Origin of the sequence: Bacillus sp. Cr_A10 (assembly GCF_029222665.1) — a bacterium.
Classification (GTDB): Bacteria; Bacillota; Bacilli; order Bacillales_A; family Planococcaceae; genus Psychrobacillus.
This window is the reverse complement of record NZ_JARHXR010000016.1, coordinates 37,868-54,479: the sequence shown is the minus strand read 5'-3', so window position 1 is coordinate 54,479 and position 16,612 is coordinate 37,868. Positions and strand designations below refer to the sequence as shown.

14 protein-coding genes are annotated in these 16,612 nt (G+C 35.7%); 10 read left to right on the top strand and 4 right to left on the bottom strand.

All coding sequences use genetic code 11. The features are described 5' to 3' along the window. The first annotated feature begins 3 nt into the window (after positions 1-3). The 7 genes from P2Q73_RS15905 (at position 4) to P2Q73_RS15875 (ending at position 7,280) form a co-directional block, all read left to right on the top strand. Positions 4-315 (top strand): thioredoxin family protein, encoded by a 312-nt coding sequence (locus tag P2Q73_RS15905; RefSeq protein ID WP_053588585.1) that lies wholly within the window; start codon positions 4-6, stop codon positions 313-315. Between the two features lie 60 nt (positions 316-375). Next, the gene (locus P2Q73_RS15900) at positions 376-1,191 is read left to right on the top strand and encodes a DUF1444 family protein (protein WP_275789038.1); all 816 of its coding nucleotides are present in this window, start codon (positions 376-378) and stop codon (positions 1,189-1,191) included. Then, entirely contained in the window at positions 1,188-1,793 is a 606-nt protein-coding gene (gene ytpR / locus P2Q73_RS15895) for a YtpR family tRNA-binding protein (RefSeq protein WP_275789036.1), read from the top strand. Before P2Q73_RS15900 ends, ytpR begins: the two co-directional genes overlap by 4 nt. 228 nt (positions 1,794-2,021) lie before the next feature. Next, positions 2,022-4,496, top strand: a complete 2,475-nt coding sequence (locus tag P2Q73_RS15890; protein WP_481747164.1) for a DNA translocase FtsK — start codon at positions 2,022-2,024, stop codon at positions 4,494-4,496. Between the two features lie 125 nt (positions 4,497-4,621). Beyond that, complete coding sequence (gene murC / locus P2Q73_RS15885; protein ID WP_275789032.1) at positions 4,622-5,926, top strand: UDP-N-acetylmuramate--L-alanine ligase; 1,305 nt, start codon at positions 4,622-4,624, stop codon at positions 5,924-5,926. Positions 5,927-6,216: 290 nt separating this feature from the next. Further along, positions 6,217-6,675 (top strand): DUF948 domain-containing protein, encoded by a 459-nt coding sequence (locus tag P2Q73_RS15880; protein ID WP_056832944.1) that lies wholly within the window; start codon positions 6,217-6,219, stop codon positions 6,673-6,675. 17 nt (positions 6,676-6,692) lie between these two features. Next, positions 6,693-7,280, top strand: coding sequence for a YtxH domain-containing protein (locus P2Q73_RS15875; protein WP_053588591.1), 588 nt, complete (start codon positions 6,693-6,695; stop codon positions 7,278-7,280). Between the two features lie 302 nt (positions 7,281-7,582). On the opposite strand, the gene P2Q73_RS15870 is transcribed toward P2Q73_RS15875, so the two are convergent. Continuing rightward, positions 7,583-9,721: a cell division protein FtsA gene (locus P2Q73_RS15870; protein WP_056832946.1), complete on the bottom strand. Its 2,139-nt coding sequence runs from the start codon at positions 9,719-9,721 to the stop codon at positions 7,583-7,585. Between the two features lie 164 nt (positions 9,722-9,885). Between P2Q73_RS15870 and P2Q73_RS15865 the strand changes: the two genes are divergently transcribed. Together P2Q73_RS15865 and ccpA are read left to right on the top strand one after the other, a co-directional pair. Further along, positions 9,886-10,971, top strand: a complete 1,086-nt coding sequence (locus P2Q73_RS15865) for a bifunctional 3-deoxy-7-phosphoheptulonate synthase/chorismate mutase (RefSeq protein ID WP_053588593.1) — start codon at positions 9,886-9,888, stop codon at positions 10,969-10,971. Between the two features lie 143 nt (positions 10,972-11,114). After that, positions 11,115-12,113, top strand: coding sequence for a catabolite control protein A (gene ccpA / locus P2Q73_RS15860; protein ID WP_056832949.1), 999 nt, complete (start codon positions 11,115-11,117; stop codon positions 12,111-12,113). A gap of 62 nt (positions 12,114-12,175) precedes the next feature. Here the strand turns inward: ccpA and P2Q73_RS15855 are convergent, their stop codons facing one another. The 3 genes from P2Q73_RS15855 to P2Q73_RS15845 are packed head-to-tail and all read right to left on the bottom strand — an operon-like array spanning position 12,176 to position 14,665. After that, the gene (locus P2Q73_RS15855) at positions 12,176-13,378 is read right to left on the bottom strand and encodes an acetoin utilization protein AcuC (protein WP_275789027.1); all 1,203 of its coding nucleotides are present in this window, start codon (positions 13,376-13,378) and stop codon (positions 12,176-12,178) included. Next, a complete protein-coding gene (locus tag P2Q73_RS15850) occupies positions 13,348-13,995 on the bottom strand; it encodes an acetoin utilization AcuB family protein (protein ID WP_056832953.1) in 648 nt (215 codons plus the stop codon). The genes P2Q73_RS15855 and P2Q73_RS15850 overlap by 31 nt, the downstream gene beginning before the upstream one ends. 37 nt (positions 13,996-14,032) lie before the next feature. Continuing rightward, entirely contained in the window at positions 14,033-14,665 is a 633-nt protein-coding gene (locus tag P2Q73_RS15845) for a GNAT family N-acetyltransferase (RefSeq protein WP_275789025.1), read from the bottom strand. A 165-nt stretch (positions 14,666-14,830) separates the two neighbouring features. On the opposite strand from P2Q73_RS15845, the gene acsA reads away from it, so the two are divergent. Continuing rightward, entirely contained in the window at positions 14,831-16,549 is a 1,719-nt protein-coding gene (gene acsA, locus P2Q73_RS15840; protein ID WP_275789023.1) for an acetate--CoA ligase, read from the top strand. The last annotated feature ends 63 nt before the right edge of the window (positions 16,550-16,612 follow it).

The following is a 16,612-nucleotide window of genomic DNA, read 5'->3' as shown; positions in this document are numbered from 1 at the left end:
AAAATGAAAAACCTAACTTCAGTGGAAGAATTCAATCAACTAATACAAGAAAGTAAGGTAGTGTTTAAATTTACTGCTGGCTGGTGTCCAGACTGTCATTTCATAGATCCATTTATGGATGAAGTAGAAGAAAAGTTTTCAGACTTTCAATTTGTTTCTGTGGATCGTGATAAATTTATTGATCTCTGTATTCAATTAGATGTTTTTGGAATTCCAAGCTTTATCGTATATGATAAAGGGGAAGAACAAGGACGTTTTGTTAGCAAAGATCGTAAAACAAGAGAAGAAATCGAATCATTTCTTCAAACAATCTAACAACAACAGAGCGGTTCACAATTAGTGGACCGTTTTATTTATGAGAAAGTAGGAATACGCATGAAAGCACAAGAACTAATACAGCTTATGAAAACAAATTTATCGGAAGATACATTTCTTTACGAATTTAATAGAGAAACGAATAAACTTAGATTAACTCATAAAGCACTTAATAAGGGTATAGATATTTCTATCCCACCAATTTTAGCGAAGGTTGAAACAAAAAAAGAATTGGCCGTTGAAGAAGTTGTGTATACCATTCATCAAACTTTTCAAGCGATGGAAAAAGAAATTTCTGGGGATATTGATCCTTCTTCTTCCGTATACCCGGTCATTCGTTCCTCCTCTTTCCCTGAAAAATCAAATGAAGGCAATCGATTTGTTACGAAAGAACATACAGCAGAAACAAGAATTTATTATGCATTAGATCTTGGAAAAACTTATCGGCTACTAGATGAGAAAATGCTGCAGAGTTGGGGTATACGGGAAACTGAAATACGTGAAAGAGCTCTATTTCAAGTACGAAATTTAGTAAATAATTTTAAAAAAGATGAAGTAGCAGGAAATGTATTTTACTTTTTTAATAATAACGATGGCTATGATGCAAGTAGAATACTCAATGAGTCTCTTTTAAAAGATATGAAAAAGTTAATTGTTGGAGATATGACTATTTCTGTACCCCATCAAGATGTTATGATAATTGGTGATATAAGAAATGAGACGGGGTATGATGTTTTGGCACAAATGACGATGCACTTTTTTACAGTTGGAACTGTACCTATTACCTCTTTATCATTTATATATGAAAATGGAGATTTAGAGCCAATATTTATTATGGCAAAAAATCGAGTAGCGAAGGAGAAAGAAGAAAAATGAATGTTTTTTACAACCTTAATGGAGTTGGAGATGTATTGTTACTTCAATTAACATCAGAAAAAATTGAAAAAGTAGTTACAGAATCCAAAGGTGATGTAACACTTATTAAAAATGCGAATACTAATGAGGTTTTAGCAATTAATATTTTCGAATTCAGTAAATATGCTGACATTCAGGAAAATGGAAATATAACTTTAACGGAAGAATTTGTAGCCAAACTAGAACAAGCTCTCCAATCGAATGAAGTAGATTATAAACTAAATGTAGACCTTTCACCAAAGTTTGTAGTAGGTTATGTAGAATCATTAGAACAACATCCAAACGCAGATAAATTAAAGGTTTGCCAAGTAAACATCGGTGGTAGCACGTTGCAAATTGTTTGTGGAGCACCGAACGTGGATGCGGGACAAAAAGTAGTTGTTGCAAAAGTAGGGGCTGTAATGCCATCTGGTATGGTTATTAAAGATGCAGAATTACGAGGAGTGGCGTCTAGTGGAATGCTATGTTCAGCAAGAGAACTAGATTTACCAAACGCTCCAGAAGTAAAAGGGATTCTCATCTTGGATGAACAATCAGAAATTGGAAGCTCATTTTTTCAATAAATAAGAGAAAATACACCTAATATGGTGTACTTAAGACTGTTGGCAAACGCTCGCACTGAAAAGCGGTTACAACACAGTCTAAGGAGAAATTTACCAAAAATGATTTTATCTACAATCAGAAGTACACCTATTATGGTGTACTTCTTTTCAAATTCATTTCAAATTCTTTAAAATAAGGACGCTAAGCGTTTTTATTGGTAAAATAAATGTATCTATTAGAAAGAGTTGATGAAATTGAATTGGTTAAAAAAACTATTTGCTAAAAATGAAGAAGAATATAGAGACATCGAACAATTGGTAGAACAGGATAGACCAGATTCTATCTCTAAATCGAAAACACCTTTTCGTTTTCCACTAATACCAGATGAAGAAAAAGATCAATTTCTATTTGGAGAGCCAAAAGAAGAACAAAATGTAGAACCAGTGATGAAAAAACATATAACAGAACAAGAAACTTATAGACCTCTTCATACACAAGAGCTGTGGCAACAAAGAAAACTACAACCTGTCGTCGTACACAGAGCTCCTAAAAAGGAAATTCCAGTTATACCACGAACTCCCAAAAAAGAAATAATAGAAGAGACCATTACTGAAACACGGAAAAAGGCGTTTACACCTACAGATGTTCCTTCACCAGTTTTTGGATTTTCGAAAAGACGTGGAAATAAAACGGAAGAGTCGATGGAATATAAAGATGCTGAGCAGAAAGCATCATATAAAGAAATAACAGTTTATCCTACACAAGTACCTTCACCAGTTTTTGGATTCTCCAATAGACGGGGAAATAAAGCGGAAGAGTCAATGGACCATATAAAAACTGACGAGGAGTCACCATATAAAGAAGAAACAGTTTCTTCTACTCAAGTGACTTCCCCAGATGTTGTTTTTACGAAAAAACTGGAAACTAAAATAGATGCAAGTACACCAATACAAGCTGAGCAAGAAATAGTTACGAAAGAAATTGCGGTAACTGTTGTTCCTCAGGAAGTAGAGGTTCTTGAAGTTGAAATAGATCCTATAGTTACAGAACCTATTGTTGAAGCAGAAGCAGAAGCTGAAGTAGAGGTTAAACATGAAATAATGGACAACCCAATAGAGTCAGTTGAAGAAACAAAAATAGTACCGAAAGAAAACATTCGACCATTTAATGTACTAATGCTTAAATCAGATAAGGAAAAAATGAATAAGCTAATAAAAGAACCGACTAAGAATGCTCCAGAAGTAAAAGCGGTGACTTTACAACCGATTCAAAGTCAAATTGATTTAAACACGCAATCTCAACCAGAGCATTCCAATTATGCAAGACCCGATCTTAGCTATTTATTACCTCCAGAAATGAAAAATGAAGATAGAGAGTGGATGGAGGAACAAGCATTTACACTTATAGAAGCATTATCCCATTTCCAAGTTTCAGGTGAAATTGTTCAAATGGTTCAAGGTCCTGCAGTAACTCAATTTGAGATAACAGTAGGTCATGGGACAAAAGTAAGTAAAATTCGTAATTTAGCGGATGATCTAAAACTTGCGCTTGCTGCAAAAGATATACGTATCCAAGCACCAATTCCAGGGAAAAGTTCAATTGGAATCGAAATCCCTAATAGAAAATCAAGAGCTGTACGATTATCAGAAGTGATTAATACAAATGTGTTTCTGGAATCAGATTCTCCTCTTGAAGCAGCATTAGGGTTAGATCTTACGGGAAAACCAGTAACGCTTGATTTGAGAAAAATGCCTCATGGCTTAATTGCAGGTGCAACAGGATCTGGTAAGTCAGTATTTATTAATTCGTTACTCGTAAGTCTTTTATATAAAGCAACTCCAGATGAAGTGAAACTTCTATTAATTGATCCCAAAATGGTAGAACTCGCGCCGTTTAATCATATTCCTCATCTTGTTAGCCCAGTTATTACAGATGTGAAAGCAGCAACTGCCGCATTGAAGTGGGCGGTAGAGGAGATGGAAAGACGCTACCAATTATTTGCCCATATTGGTGTAAGAGATATTAGTAGATACAATACATTGGCAACAGAAAAGAGACAATTTGCTCAGAAATTGCCTTATATCGTCATCGTAATAGATGAACTTGCAGATTTGATGATGATGGCCCCTACTGAAGTGGAAGATGCAATCTGTCGAATCGCCCAGAAAGCGAGAGCGTGTGGTATTCACTTAGTATTAGCGACCCAACGACCATCGGTAGATGTCATTACGGGGCTTATCAAAGCAAACATTCCAACCCGAATTGCTTTTTCTGTTTCTTCACAAATTGACTCTCGAACTATATTAGATCAACAAGGAGCAGAAAGATTACTAGGGAAAGGGGATATGCTTTACCAAGGAAATGGCATGTCCAGTCCAGTACGAATTCAAGGGACATTCGTAACGGATGATGAAATTGAAAATATCATTGATTATGCAAGAACTAAAGGAACTCCTGAGTACATGTTTGAGCAAGAAGAATTGCTTCAAAAGGCAGAGAATGTAACAGAACAGGATGAACTTTTTGAAGAAGCATGTCGATTTGTTGTAGAACAAGGTTCTGCATCTACCTCTTTATTACAAAGAAAGTTCCATTTAGGCTATAACAGAGCAGCTAGATTAATAGATGCTATGTATGAAAATGGATATATTACGGAGCAAAAGGGAAGTAAAGCGAGAGAAGTGTTACTAACTAACGAGAGTCTAGAACAAATATTTAGTTAATATAGTTTATTAATATAACCGATTAAATAATGATATAATTGGGAATACGTCTACTAAGACGAAGTATACTATTGATAACTGATTTATGTATATAAGTGGGGATAATCCCAGGAGGTTTACAACGTATGACAAAATATCATTTTACAGGCATTAAAGGGTCTGGAATGAGCCCGTTGGCACAAATATTACATGATGTAGGTAATGAAGTACAAGGCTCTGATATAGAGAAGTATTTTTTTACGGAAAAACCATTACACGAACGAGATATAAATGTTTTGTTATTTGATGAAGATAATATTAAAGAAGGCATGACCGTTATTGCAGGTAACGCATTCCCAGATAACCATCCAGAGATAGTGAAGGCAAAAGAGCTTGGTTTGGAAGTAATTCGATATCATGATTTTTTAGGTGACTATATGGGTCAATTTACTTCCATAGCTGTTACAGGTGCACATGGTAAGACATCAACAACAGGTTTACTTTCACATGTGTTAAGTGGTTATAAACCAACATCTTATTTAATTGGTGATGGAACAGGAAAAGGGATGAAGGATGCTTCCAATTTTGTTTTTGAAGCATGTGAGTACCGAAGACACTTTTTAGCGTACAATCCAGATTATGCGATTATGACTAATATTGATTTTGATCATCCAGATTATTTTAACGATATTGAGGATGTCTTCCAAGCTTTTCAATCTATGGCTATGCAAGTGAAAAAGGGAATAATTGCTTGTGGAGATGACACGTATCTGCAAAAAATTAAAGCGCCTGTTCCAGTGCTTTACTACGGTTTTGGGGAGCACAATGATTTTGCTGCTAGAAACTTAGAAAAAACAACAGAGGGCACTTCATTTGATGTGTTTGTTCGCAACGAGTTTTATCATCGTTTTTCAATTCCAATGTTCGGAGATCATGCAGTGCTAAATTCTTTATCTGTTATATCTCTTTGCCATTATGAACATGTACCGGCAGATATTATTCAAAAAGGTTTAGAAACGTTTGAAGGCGTTAAAAGACGCTTTACAGAGACAGCTATAGATAATCGTGTTCTTATTGATGATTATGCTCACCACCCTACTGAGATAACAGCAACGGTACAATCAGCAAGACAAAAATTTCCAACTCGAAAAATTGTTGCTATTTTTCAACCGCACACATTTACAAGAACTCAAAAGTTCTTAACTGAGTTTGCAGAAAGTTTAAGCCTAGCTGATCAAGTATACCTTTGTGAAATTTTTGGGTCTGCTAGAGAAAATGCTGGAGACTTAACTATTCAAACGTTAGCAGATATTATTGAAGGAAGCCATATTTTAAACGAAGAAACGGTAGATCAGCTGCTAGCTCATGAAAATGCCATCTTCTTATTCATGGGTGCTGGAGATGTTCAAAAGTATCAACAAGCTTTTGAACAAAAACTTTCAGACTGTTGACAAACGCTTTAAATTTTCCTCTTTCGATTACTCGTCGCAAAGTAACTTTGCTGGTGAGCCTGAATATATGTCGTGGGTCGTGCAACTGTTGTTACACGGATGTCGCGAATTATAGAAATTATTATAAGCATCTCCAATTTTTAAGAAAGTTAAAAAATGCTTAATCCATTTAGGATTAAGCTTTTTTTAAAGGATTTTTATAAGAAACGTAGTATAGTAATATAGAGAAAGAAGTTTAATTTATTTCTTTTGGGGTAAAATTATGTATAACAACTGAAGGAGGATACAAAATGGAAAATCTCTTATACATAGCCGCTATTATAGCCGCAATAGCATTCTTGGTACTTTGTATAAGCCTTGCAGTTACGTTGTTTTCTGTTAAGAAGACATTAAATAATGTTGCAAATACGCTAGAAGGGCTAGATACAAATTTACAAAATGTCACGAAAGAAACTGCAGAGCTACTTCATAAAACAAATGAATTAGCAGTGGACATTCAAGAAAAATCAGAAAAATTAAATACTGTAGTTGATGCAGTAAAGAACGTTGGAACTTCCGTAACAGGTTTAAACAATTCTATTCAACGAATTACTACTTCTGTAACAACGGAAGTAGAAAAAAATGAAGAAAAGATTGCACAGGTTGTCCAATGGAGTAATATCTTGTTTGGCATACGTGACAAATGGAAAGAGCGTAAAGCATTAGAAGAAGCAGGATATTATTCTTATGAATCAGAAAAAAATTTATAATTATTGGAGGAATTTAAATGAGCAACTATGACCACAATAAACCAAATTATAACGATTCAAAGTACAATGCAGAGTATTACGATAATCCGGCATCCTATAACAAGCAGGTTCAACCAACCTATCCACCTCAACCATATTATAACGAAAGTAGAGATTATATTTATCGCGAGGAAGGATCGGGAGGAAAAGACTTTATATTAGGAATGTTCGTAGGTGGAATCATCGGTGCTGCAACTGCTCTATTATTGGCACCAAAGACTGGTACTGAGCTACGAGGAAATATTTCAACGCAAGCGAATCAGTTAAAAGATAAAACAATGGATCTATCTTCCACTGCGAAAGAGAAGACTACTCAATTGTCTAAACAATTACAAGAACAATCTGGTCAAATCGTGGATAAAGTAAAGTCTATTAAAGGTACACCAACATCTCCTTTAGACGATGGAACTGCATCTTATGAAGGTGAAGAGCCAATGGATTTTATGGAAACTATTTCTCATACGACGGAAGAGTTAACGGCAGAACAGGATAAGCAAGAAGAAAATTCAACAGTTGTAGCAGAAGCAATAAAAGAGGCAATCGTAGAAAATAAATCAAATAAATAAATAAATAAATAATAAAGTGGTAGTCCTTTAGAAAAAGGATTCCCACTTTTTTTACGATTAAAAGGAATGTGTTCTAGTAATGAAAACCTGTCATCCGATAAATAAGAAAATCGTTGAAACGGCTCCCTTCCCCTCAACTGCGGGATCTGCGGTTAACGCTATTCCCACAGGAGTGTCGCCTTTTTCAACGATTTTCAATAAACTATTGAAAAAATTTAAGTGATAAAAACTTACTCTATTTTTACTTACGAAGTAAATTCGATAAACTGGACAATAAAATGTCCATGTATTATATAAGAATCTTAATTATTAAATATTATTTCTAAATGGTCTCCACCAAATATTTCTTCGTCGAAACCAGATGTTTGCCCATTTTTCAATATTTGAAATGAACTAGCTACATCTGGTAAAGTCCAATTGGAGAAACGAAATACATCTTGAAAGATCCAAGGAGATGTATTTATTTCTTGCCATAGAAGAATAGATTCATTTGGAATGATGTCCTGTGAGGTAAGTTTAATATCACCTGAGGTAACAATTGCACACTCTTTATACAATTCTATTTCCTCGTTTTGAAAAATAACTTTTATTCGATTATCTAAACTTTTATCTAGTTTATTAGCAATCTCTTGAAGGGAAGGGGCGCTAACAATTTTTATTTGTATGTTGTCATTATCTTGGACTGGGTATTGCAGTTTCACTGGATTTTCATTTAACAGAATATGAGAAGTAAAATCAGGTATATAGTGATTCTTTTCATTTATTGTAATCGTATAAGGTTTTAGCTGTGTAAGATAGCTTCCTTTTTGAATAGCTAGTAATACTTGTTCAACGGTTTGTGGAGTTTCAACAATAACCTTGTCCCTTTCTTTCAATGGTGTATCCAGAGTGACCTTTTCTCCATTTACTCGCACTATAGGCTCCACAATATGCATAACCCCTTGGAAGGTAACAGTTTTAACGGATGCATCATCTAGAAGGTCACGAACAGTAGCTTCTCCTGGTCTTCCATCTTGGCCTTCCAATAGCTCAATACGGTCATTGCTTTGAATGATTGTTTTCGTGTTTGCTTCTTGTCCATTTAGATGAATAATTGCTGGCTTTCCATGTTCTCCAGGAATATAAATATCTTGTCCATTTACTTGAACAGCAAGGGCAGCTCCCGGTTTTCCATATAATTTTCTTGCAGAAATATTTGCTGCAAGAAAAGCGTCTCCAACTGTCATTTCCTTCAATTCGAAAAGACGTACTATTTGTTTGTTTACTTCAATAGACATGTATTGTATTGGCGCACGCTTAGCGGCAATGGCTATACCGATAGGAGTAACTAGCTCTGGAGTTACCGGAATATGTTCTTCCTTAGTTAAGTTTTGAATAGCATCGATTCCTCGTACAGCTACTCGATTTTCTGGCAAGTTCAATTCTTCTGCAAGTATAGTTGTAAGTTCAGGAGTCAAACTGCCTCCACCGACTAGCATTACTGCTTTCGTTGGCTTATTATTGTTCAATCGTAATATTTCCGAAGAAATAGCAGCCGCTAACACTTGCGTTGCTGGTCGAAGAACATCAATTACTTCGTCCTTAGGTATTTCCTGGTCAAAACCTAAAATATCTTTAATATGTATACACTCGTTTTGATTAATTGATCTTTTTGATTCCTCAGCAAAAGGAAAATCTAATAAATAATGATCACTTAATGCTTCTGTTATTTCATCTCCAGCTATTGGAACCATTCCATAAGCTACTACTGTTCCATGATCTGTTATAGCGATATCCGAAGTTCCTGCACCTATATCGACTAATGCTACATTTAAACGTCTCATTGATGAAGGAATTAGAACATTTATGGCCGCTATCGGTTCAAGTGTTAATGCTTCCATTTCTAAATCTGCACGTTTTAATGCAGATAACAACGACTCTACAACTACCCGTGGTAAAAATGTAGCAATTACTTCAATGGATGCTTCAGTTCCTTGCTGATCCACTAAGCTTCCAATTTCTTCTCCATCCAATCGATAGTATAATACACTATATCCTACACAATAATAATGACTAGACTGCTTATCGATATCTTTTTGTACTAAATTTGTTTGTGCTTTTTGAACGGCGGAAAGCTCCAAACGACTAATGTCTTCTTCAGAAAATATTGGTCGATTTTTAATATCCATTTGGACAGACGCTTGTTCTGTTTTTAAAGCTCTCCCAGCAGCTGCCACACTAACTTTTTTAAGTGGACCATGTTTTTCTTCTAATTTTGTTTTTATCGTGTTAATTGCTTCTGCTACTTTCAATACATTATGTATTTGACCATCCACCATTGCACGTTCTTTATGCTCCTCAACTAAAATATCTACAACATGAAATGATTGGTCTCGTTCTTCTAAAATAATTCCAACTACAGATCTCGTTCCAATATCGAGTGCAAATAATTTAGGTAACAATTTCCCACGTCCTTTTTAGACAAATACTTTAGCGAGTTGAAGCGCTAAAATAAAAAGCGTGACTTTCTCGCAAGCATTGATTATAATAAGTCTTATAACTAAAAATGTATCATAATTTTCAGGCGATAGAAAGTGTCGATGAAGAGAAAGAGAGGAGAAGTATCATGAGTCATGTAGATTTAGATGGATTACGCGCACGTGTAGATGAGATTAACGTAGAAATCCTACAGTTAATTAACGAAAGAGCAGGAGTAGTACAAGAGATTGGAAGAGTAAAAGAAAAGCAAGGTGTAAACAGATACGATCCTCTTCGTGAACGACACATGTTAGATCACTTAAAAGAGAATAATTCTGGGCCACTACCACAGTCAACTGTTGAGCATATTTTTAAGGAAATTTTTAAAACAGCTCTAGAATTGCAAGTGGATGATCAAAAGAAAGCACTTCTTGTTTCACGTAAAAAGAAATCAACTGATACAATTGTTGAGATCAATGGTGAGAAAATTGGAACTGGAGCACCATCTTTTGTATTTGGTCCTTGTGCGGTTGAATCTTATACGCAAGTTGCTGAAGTAGCAGCTGCAATTCAATCAAAAGGGTTAAAGTTAATCAGAGGTGGGGCATACAAGCCACGTACGTCACCATACGATTTCCAAGGACTTGGATTAGAAGGTTTAAAAATATTAAAACAAATTTCCCAAGAATATGGTCTAGCTGTCGTATCAGAAATTGTTACCCCTAGCCACTTAGAAGAAGCGCTTGACTACGTTGATGTTGTGCAAGTAGGCGCTCGTAACATGCAAAACTTTGAATTATTAAAAGCAGTTGGTTCTATTAACAAACCGGTATTACTAAAACGTGGTATCGCAGCTACATTAGATGAATTCATTCATGCCGCTGAATACATTATGTCTCAAGGAAATGACCAAATCATTTTATGTGAACGAGGCATTCGTACTTACGAAAGAGCGACAAGAAATACATTAGATATTTCAGCTGTTCCTATTTTAAAGCAAGAAACACATTTACCGGTATTTGTGGATGTAACCCACTCAACTGGACGAAGAGATATTTTGTTACCTGCTGCTAAAGCCGCTATTGCTATCGGTGCTGACGGTGTTATGGCTGAGGTTCATCCTGATCCAGCTGTTGCATTATCGGATGCAGCTCAACAAATGAATTTACAACAATTTGATGAATTCTATGACTCCCTGCAAAAATTCATGAAAACTCATGAAGTGCATGCATAATTAGAAAATCATTAGTTTTGACAGAGAAATGCCACAAAACCGACTCTTTTTAGGGTCGGTTTTACTATTTGATTGAAAGTTACATAGGAAATGAAGTATTATTTAAAGTATAATTATTCAGAGTAGTGAAGGAGGGGTATGCATTGACTATTACTATATATGATGTAGCGAGAGAAGCAAATGTGTCGATGGCAACCGTTTCACGTGTAGTAAATGGGAACCAAAATGTAAAACCGGCAACTCGTCAAAAAGTTTTAGCAGTGATAGAACGATTAGATTATCGTCCAAATGCAGTTGCAAGAGGTTTAGCAAGTAAAAAAACAAAAACAGTTGGGGTAATTATCCCGGATATTTCAAATGTATTTTATGCTGAACTTGTGCGTGGTATAGAAGATATTGCAACGATGTACCGATATAATATTATTTTAACGAATTCCGATCAACAAGAAGATAAAGAAGTACAGCTTTTATCCACTTTGTTCAGTAAACAAGTAGATGGAATAGTTATGATGAGTGACCAAGTAACAAATGACATGCTACATGAGATGGAAAGATCTCAAGTGCCTATCGTTTTAGCAGGCACAATTGAAACGACTAATGCATTTCCTTCTGTTAATATTGAATACCATGAAGCAGCAATTGATGCAGTCAATCGTTTACTACAAAACGGACATAAACGAATTGCTTTTGTATCGGGCTCTATATCTTCGACGATTAATCGACTATATAAACTTTCTGGCTACGAAAAGGCGCTTGATGCAGCTGGTATCGAATTAGATACAGATCTAATTGTTGGCGTCGAAAATACATATGACGACGGTCTTCTAGCTTGGGAAGAACTAAGTAAATTAAAAAACCCTCCGACTGCATTTTTTGCAGGTAATGATGAAATAGCAATCGGATTGATCCATGGGGCACAAGACAGTGGATTAAAAGTGCCAGAAGACATTGAAGTAATCAGCTTTGAAAATTCCAAATTAGCTCGTATGGTAAGACCGGAACTTACGAGTGTTGTATTACCTTTATACGACATTGGAGCAGTTTCCATGAGACTATTAACAAAGTTTATGAATAAAGAAAAAATAGATGAACATACAGTAGTTCTTCCATATCGTATTGAAGAAAGAGATTCTGTTAAATAATCTATTTAGTATCAAGAAAGTGAATGTAATTGCATAATATTAAAACACCAGAACCGTTTAGGCTACTGGTGTTTTTTGTATGAACTCTGTTGACGTAATAAAAATAACGCCTTGTCTAACATTTGTTTATTTTTCTCTGTTATCTCCGCTTTTCGAGGAATCGGTTCAAATAACGGATTAGGATCCATCCATGTTGGTATAAGGGGGATAGGAGATTCCTTAGACCAACGTTCGAGCCAGGCTTTCGGTAGTTCTCCTTCGGGTGTTTTAAAGTCATTCATTTCCATCCAAAGCAATGACCATGCACGTGGAACTACTCTCCAAATATCATAACCACCACCACCGACTGCAATCCATTTTCCGTCACAATACTTATGCGCCAACTCATGAGCAAGTTTAGGAATTTCTCGATATATCTTCATTGAACCATACAAATGTGTTAAAGGGTCAAAATAATGCGCATCAGCGCCATTTTGACTTAAGATAACATCTGGTTTAAATGATTCTATAATCTCGCTAAGAGCTGTACGATAAACCTCTAAAAATGAATCATCCTCTGTAAAAGCATCTATAGGAAAATTAAAGGAAGTACCATACCCTTCTTCAGAACCTCTTTCTGTAATATTACCTGTACCGGGGAATAAATATCTTCCCGTTTCATGAATTGAAATAGTGCATACATTAGGATCATCGTAAAAACTCCATTGAACACCGTCCCCATGGTGGGCGTCTGTGTCAATATACAGTACACGAGCATTATATTTTTCCTGCATATATTTAATGGCAACTGAGCTATCATTATAAATACAGAAACCCGATGCCCGTCCTTTAAAACCATGATGAAGTCCACCGCCTAGATTGAGGGCATGTGATGCTTTACCTTCCATCACATAGTCTACGGCAGTTAGCGTTCCACCTACTAAACTGGCACTAGCTTCATGCATATGGGGAAAGATTGGTGTATCTTCAGTGCCAATCCCATAGCTTTCATAAATACTTGTGTCACCAGTCTCTAAGCTTGCTTTTTTAACAATATCAATATATTGGGTGTCGTGTATTAAGCTTAATTCTTCCTCCGTTGCAGTTCTTGGTGCGACTATATCCGATAATGATAACGCATTCATTTCTTTTAATAAATCAACAGTTAATGTTAATCGTTTTTGGTTAAATGGATGCGTGTCAGAAAATTTATAGCCTAACTGATTTTCTGAAAAGATAAAAACGGCATTTTTCTTCATACGTTCATTCCTGGATGGTTTGGCCATAATACCTCAAATCCTTCTGCTTTAATCGCTTCAATAAGCTTTAGAGGATTCATGGTTTTTACACGCAATACTAATATTTTATGATCATTATGCACTTTATCGGGATATACAAGAACGCTTAATACATTTAACTTCTGCTCGTAGAAAATTTTTGAAACCTCAAATAATACCCCTGGTCTGTTGGGTACACGGACTTCGATTTGAGAACCGGGTTGATGAACTCCAGTTAGTTCAATAAACTTATACAATAAGTCAGATTCGGTAATCATCCCTACTAATTTACCTTTACTGACAATTGGCAGACACCCAATTCTATTATCATAAAAAATACTAGCTGTCTCTTCGACAAAGTCTAAAGGATGACCGGTAATGGGGTTCTTAGTCATAATTTCTTCTAATGGACGTTCATATATATCATTATGAAGAACGCTTTGAAGAGTGGAAGGGGTTGCTTCCTTTAAATCTCTGTCCGTTACCACTCCAACTACTTCTCGGTCTTTGTTTATGATAGGTAAGTGACGTATTTTTTTTACTTTTAATAGCGTGATTGCATCGTTGATCGTATGTGAAGGGGTTAATGTTGGAACCGATGTATTCATAATTTCTTCTACTAACATTAGAATGAACTCCTTTTCTATCTGTATCGCTTCACCTTTAATACATAAAACGATTCATAAAGCGTAACTGATCAAATTGCTGAATAGATTCATTGTCCACTCTGCTACCTATTTTAGCCATTAAGCAATTGGCAGGGTGAGAACTAATTTCTGGATCATCTGTGGCAAAATATTCGAGTCCACCAGCTTGCATCATTTTTTCCATAACTTTTCGATATTCCCATACATTCAAGCCCGTTCCTTTTAAATCCCAATGCCAATAATATTCGGTCGTGATTGTAATATAGTCTTCCATTGCATCATCCATCATTGAAACACGGAGAAGTGTTTTTCCAACTCCTGTTCCTCGAAATTTCGGAATAACTTCGATTGCCCCTAATTCTATTAAATTTTTCATATTACCTTGGGACCAACGTTCAAGTGGGTCGGGGTATAGAAATGTACAGTATCCAACAATGATATTTTCATCTCGAACAATAATAATTCTTCCTTCTGGTAGCTTTGCAATTTCGATGAGGGCTTTGTGTTGTTGAGCAGGAGCTCTAAAAGATACAAGATCCTCATGGAATTCTAATTCAGCAATAATGTCTGAAGATATCGGTCCTTCGATAGTAACAGTACCATGCTTTGTTTCTAATTCCGTAGCATTATACATTTTATTGTGTATCACAAATTCACCACCTAAATAAATAAATGCAATTTACTAACATTATACCTTATTTTAAAGTGACAAGGTGTATGGAAAAAGAAATATAATAAAACATTCAAAACATTAGCAAAAATAGAAAAAAGTATTGTAGAATAGAAGAGTATATTTATCGAAAGGGTGAAGAGGATGAAAATAGAAGTTTTACCAGTTTTAGAAGGGGATTATCAATTAAAAGATTATGAACAAACTGTAAAGACTTTTCAATGGGAAGATGCAGAGAAAAACTTTTCATGGAAACAAACAGGTAAAGTGAATATGGCCTATGAAGCCATCGATAGACATGCAGAATCTGATAAAAAAGAAAAAGTAGCTCTTTATTATCAAGATGCGAATAGAAAAGAATCCTATACATTTCTTGATATGAAGAATCAAAGCAACAAAGCTGCAAACGTTTACAAAAAATATTCTAACCTTCAAAAAGGGGATCGTCTTTTCATTTTTATGCCTAGATCACCCGAATTATATTTTGCGTTACTTGGTGGAATTAAAATGGGCGTCATCGTTGGACCACTTTTCGAAGCATTTATGGAAGGTGCAGTATACGACCGATTGCTAGATAGTGAAGCAAAAGCAATTGTTACTACTCCTGAACTGCTTGAAAGAATACCTCTAGATAAATTACCTAACTTAGAAACAGTCTTTCTAGTAGGGGAAGCAGTAGAGGAAACCGAAAAATTTATCGACTTTAATAAAGCATTAGAAGGAGCATCCGATTCATTTGAAATAGAGTGGGTTGATAAAGAAGATGGACTAATTTTACATTATACTTCTGGTTCTACTGGAAAACCAAAAGGTATATTACATGTACATTATGCGATGGTACAACAGTATCAATCGATGAAATGGGTAATGGACATTAGAGAGGATGATATTTATTGGTGTACTGCAGATCCTGGCTGGGTTACAGGTACATCCTATGGAATCTTTGGACCTTGGCTAACTGGAACTACTTTCTTAATTCTTGGAGGACGTTTTTCTCCAGATGCGTGGTACAATGCGATAGAACAATATGGAGTAACAGTTTGGTATAGTGCGCCAACCGCATTTCGTATGTTAATGGGAGCAGGGGATGCAATAGTAAAAGAGCATGATCTAAGCTCTCTTCGACATATTCTATCTGTTGGGGAACCATTGAATCCGGAAGTAATTAAATGGGGAATGCAAGTGTTTAATAAAAGAATTCATGACACTTGGTGGATGACCGAAACAGGTGCTCAGGTTATTTGTAACTTCGCTTGTCTACCGATTAAACCTGGTTCAATGGGGAAACCATTACCTGGTTTAGAAGCTGCCATCATTGACAATCAAGGGAATATTGTTCCTCCTTATACAATGGGTAATTTGGCAATTAAAAAAGGATGGCCATCCATGATGCGTCAAGTTTGGAACAATAAAGAAAAATATGAATCTTACTTTATAAATGACGAGTGGTATTTCTCAGGGGATTCTGCCTATATGGATGAAGAGGGTTACTTCTGGTTCCAAGGAAGAGTGGACGATGTGATTATGACCTCTGGTGAACGAGTAGGTCCATTTGAAGTAGAAAGTAAATTAATTGAGCACCCGGCTATTTTGGAGGCAGGAGTAATCGGAATTCCAGACCCTGTTCGCGGTGAAATTATTAAAGCGTTTGTCGCTTTAAATGATGGATATGAACCATCAGAAGAACTCATCGCAGATATTCAGCAGTTTGTTAAAAAAGGACTTGCTGCACATGCGGCACCTAGAGAAATTGAGTTCAAGGACAAGTTACCAAAAACGCGTAGTGGTAAAATTATGCGTCGTGTATTAAAAGCTTGGGAATTAAAATTACCAACTGGTGATTTGTCAACAATGGAAGATTAAGAAAAGCCGCAGCGACCTGTAATATCAGGAAGCTGTGGCTTTTTTCTAATCATAAGTACACCT

What these genes read in the sequence shown, in the direction of transcription:
- P2Q73_RS15880 (WP_056832944.1), top strand. Translation starts at nt 6,217, where the DNA reads ATGGAAAATCTCTTATACATAGCCGCTATTATAGCCGCAATAGCATTC.
- P2Q73_RS15900 (WP_275789038.1), top strand. Translation starts at nt 376, where the DNA reads ATGAAAGCACAAGAACTAATACAGCTTATGAAAACAAATTTATCGGAA.
- ytpR (WP_275789036.1), top strand. Translation starts at nt 1,188, where the DNA reads ATGAATGTTTTTTACAACCTTAATGGAGTTGGAGATGTATTGTTACTT.
- P2Q73_RS15850 (WP_056832953.1), bottom strand. Translation starts at nt 13,995, where the DNA reads ATGTTAGTAGAAGAAATTATGAATACATCGGTTCCAACATTAACCCCT.
- P2Q73_RS15865 (WP_053588593.1), top strand. Translation starts at nt 9,886, where the DNA reads ATGAGTCATGTAGATTTAGATGGATTACGCGCACGTGTAGATGAGATT.
- P2Q73_RS15855 (WP_275789027.1), bottom strand. Translation starts at nt 13,378, where the DNA reads ATGGCCAAACCATCCAGGAATGAACGTATGAAGAAAAATGCCGTTTTT.
- P2Q73_RS15875 (WP_053588591.1), top strand. Translation starts at nt 6,693, where the DNA reads ATGAGCAACTATGACCACAATAAACCAAATTATAACGATTCAAAGTAC.
- murC (WP_275789032.1), top strand. Translation starts at nt 4,622, where the DNA reads ATGACAAAATATCATTTTACAGGCATTAAAGGGTCTGGAATGAGCCCG.
- P2Q73_RS15890 (WP_481747164.1), top strand. Translation starts at nt 2,022, where the DNA reads ATGAAATTGAATTGGTTAAAAAAACTATTTGCTAAAAATGAAGAAGAA.
- acsA (WP_275789023.1), top strand. Translation starts at nt 14,831, where the DNA reads ATGAAAATAGAAGTTTTACCAGTTTTAGAAGGGGATTATCAATTAAAA.
- P2Q73_RS15905 (WP_053588585.1), top strand. Translation starts at nt 4, where the DNA reads ATGAAAAACCTAACTTCAGTGGAAGAATTCAATCAACTAATACAAGAA.